This window comes from Metaclostridioides mangenotii (assembly GCF_018917235.1).
GTDB lineage: Bacteria > Bacillota > Clostridia > Peptostreptococcales > Peptostreptococcaceae > Metaclostridioides.
On record NZ_JAHLOF010000019.1, the window covers coordinates 1 to 2,404 of the forward strand.

A 2,404-nucleotide genomic window follows, 5' to 3' on the forward strand; every position below is an offset into this window, starting at 1 on the left:
TAAGATTTCCCACCGCAAGGTTAAGATCCCAGGAAGACTACCTGGTTGATAGGTCAAAGGTGGAAGTGCAGCAATGTATGGAGCTTATTGATACTAATAGATCGAGGACTTGACCTGATCTTTAGATGACTTACTAAAATATATGTGTAGTTTTTAGAGTACTAACTCTAAATAAGTTTAATAGAATCTGAATTATTTGATAAAGTGACTAAAAATATAGTCATAAAAGTATTGACATTTTTTCTTAGAGATGTTAGCATAATACTTGTCTTATAAAAAGCAAATAATAAGCTAATCAATGTGGTTACAATAGCAGAGAGGATACACCTGTTCCCATTCCGAACACAGAAGTTAAGCTCTCTTGCGCTGATGGTACTTGGTGGGAAACTGCCTGGGAGAGTAGGACGTAGCCACGTAATAATCCAAGGTAGCTCAATGGTGGAGCACCCGGCTGTTAACCGGTAGGTTGAGGGTTCGAGTCCCTCCCTTGGAGCCAATTGAGATTACAAAAAGATTAGATTGCCAGCACGTGGGATTATAGCTCAGCTGGGAGAGCACCTGCCTTACAAGCAGGGGGTCACAGGTTCGAGCCCTGTTAATCCCACCAATTACGCGGCCTGGTAGTTCAGTTGGTTAGAATGCCAGCCTGTCACGCTGGAGGTCGAGGGTTCGAGCCCCTTCCAGGTCGCCAATTAAAGATACGAATGACATTAGGTTAGTAATGCCAAAAGGTCTTCAAAATGATTTAAAAGATATTATTAAAAGTAACTATATGCTGGTGTGGCTCAACGGTAGAGCAGCTGACTTGTAATCAGCAGGTTGTAGGTTCGATTCCTATCACCAGCTCCATAAACGGAGGATTTCCCGAGCTGGCCAAAGGGGGCAGACTGTAAATCTGTTAGCATCGCTTTCGGTGGTTCGAATCCACCATCCTCCACCAATTATATACTAATATGCGGGTGTAGCTCAATGGTAGAGTTCCGGCCTTCCAAGCCGGCTGTGAGGGTTCGATCCCCTTCACCCGCTCCAAATAATTTTAATTATATGGGTGCATAGCTCAGCTGGATAGAGCAACGCCCTTCTAAGGCGTGTGTCCGGGGTTCGAATCCCTGTGCGCTCACCATGCAGGGGATTCGCCAAGTCGGTAAGGCATAGCACTTTGACTGCTACATGCGTAGGTTCGAGTCCTGCATCCCCTGCCAACTTAATATTACGGTCTATTAGCTCAGTCGGTAGAGCACCTGACTTTTAATCAGGGTGTCCCGCGTTCGAGTCGCGGATAGATCACCAATGGAGAGGTGTCCGAGTGGTTTAAGGAGCTGGTCTTGAAAACCAGTGATGCTTTACGGCACCGTGGGTTCGAATCCCACCCTCTCCGCCATTAAAAATTAATAATACTATTTATGGAGAAGTACTCAAGTGGCTCAAGAGGATCCCCTGCTAAGGGATTAGGCTGGGTTAACCGGTGCGAGGGTTCGAATCCCTCCTTCTCCGCCAATAATAATCGAGGTGTAGCGCAGTTTGGTAGCGCACATGGTTTGGGACCATGGGGCCGGGGGTTCGAGTCCCTTCACCTCGACCAATTAAAAATGTAGTTGGACCTTTAGCTCAGTTGGTTAGAGCGCCCGGCTCATAACCGGTAGGTCCGGGGTTCGAATCCCTGAAGGTCCACCAATTTAGGGGTATAGCTCAGTTGGTAGAGCGTCGGTCTCCAAAACCGTGCGCCGGGGGTTCGAGTCCCTCTACCCCTGCCAGATTAAAACTGTTATATTATCTCCGAGGTGTAGCGCAGTTTGGTAGCGCACATGGTTTGGGACCATGGGGCCGGGGGTTCGAGTCCCTTCACCTCGACCAGTAATACCAAATAAGTTAATGCTAAGAAGAAATATGCTAAATTAATAATAAATTGCAAGGGCCTATAGCTCAGGTGGTTAGAGCGCACGCCTGATAAGCGTGAGGTCGCTGGTTCGAGTCCAGCTAGGCCCACCACTTGCCCAAATAGCTCAGTCGGTAGAGCAGGGGACTGAAAATCCCCGTGTCGGTGGTTCGATTCCGCCTTTGGGCACCACAAGGTATACGGCGGTATAGCTTAGTTGGCTAGAGCGTTCGGTTCATACCCGAAAGGTCACAGGTTCGACTCCTGTTACCGCTACCATCTAAATTATACTGAATAAGAAAAGAACATTGAAAATTAAACAGTAGGTTAATTTATAAGAAAACAAGAAACAAACCATATAAAGCCAGATATTTTGATAACAATAGTATCTGAGCCATCAAATTTTTTTTGAGAGTTTGATCCTGGCTCAGGATGAACGCTGGCGGCGTGCCTAACACATGCAAGTCGAGCGAACCCCTTCGGGGGAGAGCGGCGGACGGGTGAGTAACGCGTGGGTAACCTACCCTG

Annotated in this window: 18 tRNA genes and 3 rRNA genes; all 21 read left to right on the forward strand. The window is 47.2% G+C overall.

Annotation, left to right across the window (positions count from 1 at the left end):
- Positions 1-117 (forward strand): 23S ribosomal RNA (locus KQI18_RS13825); the annotation flags it as partial.
- A gap of 182 nt (positions 118-299) precedes the next feature.
- Positions 300-416 (forward strand): 5S ribosomal RNA (rrf, locus tag KQI18_RS13830).
- A gap of 5 nt (positions 417-421) precedes the next feature.
- Positions 422-496, forward strand: a tRNA-Asn gene (locus KQI18_RS13835).
- Between the two features lie 35 nt (positions 497-531).
- Positions 532-607, forward strand: a tRNA-Val gene (locus KQI18_RS13840).
- Between the two features lie 7 nt (positions 608-614).
- Positions 615-691 (forward strand) — tRNA-Asp (locus KQI18_RS13845).
- Between the two features lie 83 nt (positions 692-774).
- Positions 775-849: transfer RNA gene (locus tag KQI18_RS13850), tRNA-Thr, on the forward strand.
- Between the two features lie 5 nt (positions 850-854).
- Positions 855-940: transfer RNA gene (locus KQI18_RS13855), tRNA-Tyr, on the forward strand.
- A 15-nt stretch (positions 941-955) separates the two neighbouring features.
- Positions 956-1,029 (forward strand) — tRNA-Gly (locus KQI18_RS13860).
- 17 nt (positions 1,030-1,046) lie between these two features.
- Positions 1,047-1,123, forward strand: a tRNA-Arg gene (locus KQI18_RS13865).
- Positions 1,124-1,126: 3 nt separating this feature from the next.
- A tRNA-Gln gene (locus tag KQI18_RS13870) sits at positions 1,127-1,202 on the forward strand.
- Positions 1,203-1,214: 12 nt separating this feature from the next.
- Positions 1,215-1,290 (forward strand) — tRNA-Lys (locus KQI18_RS13875).
- 2 nt (positions 1,291-1,292) lie between these two features.
- A tRNA-Ser gene (locus KQI18_RS13880) sits at positions 1,293-1,381 on the forward strand.
- A gap of 24 nt (positions 1,382-1,405) precedes the next feature.
- A tRNA-Ser gene (locus KQI18_RS13885) sits at positions 1,406-1,497 on the forward strand.
- A gap of 8 nt (positions 1,498-1,505) precedes the next feature.
- Positions 1,506-1,582: transfer RNA gene (locus KQI18_RS13890), tRNA-Pro, on the forward strand.
- A 15-nt stretch (positions 1,583-1,597) separates the two neighbouring features.
- Positions 1,598-1,674, forward strand: a tRNA-Ile gene (locus tag KQI18_RS13895).
- 4 nt (positions 1,675-1,678) lie between these two features.
- A tRNA-Trp gene (locus KQI18_RS13900) sits at positions 1,679-1,754 on the forward strand.
- Between the two features lie 23 nt (positions 1,755-1,777).
- A tRNA-Pro gene (locus KQI18_RS13905) sits at positions 1,778-1,854 on the forward strand.
- Between the two features lie 58 nt (positions 1,855-1,912).
- Positions 1,913-1,989 (forward strand) — tRNA-Ile (locus tag KQI18_RS13910).
- Positions 1,990-1,992: 3 nt separating this feature from the next.
- Positions 1,993-2,068 (forward strand) — tRNA-Phe (locus tag KQI18_RS13915).
- A 10-nt stretch (positions 2,069-2,078) separates the two neighbouring features.
- Positions 2,079-2,155 (forward strand) — tRNA-Met (locus KQI18_RS13920).
- Between the two features lie 125 nt (positions 2,156-2,280).
- Positions 2,281-2,404, forward strand: a 16S ribosomal RNA gene (locus tag KQI18_RS13925); the annotation flags it as partial.